Here is a 258-nt window from a genome sequence, read left to right as displayed (position 1 = left end):
GCGGGCTGTAAGAAGCAAGCATGGCGCGAAAGACGCGAGCGAGTGAGCTTAAGCGTATGTTAAATACGTGAGCGAGTGAGCGAAGCGGCTGGCGCATCCAGGCGAAAGTTATCACGGCACGCAAAAAAGGTCAAGCTACAAAGAGCATACGGCGGATGCCTGGGCGCAATGGGCCGATGAAGGACGTGGTAAGCTGCGAAAAGTCACGGTGAGCCGCAAGCAGGCATAGACCCGTGAATATCCGAATGGGGCAACCCG

The 258-nt window shown here is 56.6% G+C and carries 1 rRNA gene; it reads left to right on the top strand.

The window, feature by feature from the left end:
• Window positions 1-128: 128 nt before the first annotated feature.
• Window positions 129-258, top strand: a 23S ribosomal RNA gene (locus DCCM_RS08920); the annotation flags it as partial.

Origin of the sequence: Desulfocucumis palustris (assembly GCF_002933875.1) — a bacterium.
GTDB classification, from domain to species: Bacteria; Bacillota; Desulfotomaculia; order Desulfotomaculales; family Desulfocucumaceae; genus Desulfocucumis; species Desulfocucumis palustris.
Note: the sequence above shows the minus strand (reverse complement) of the source record. Positions and strands in the feature narration are given on the sequence as shown.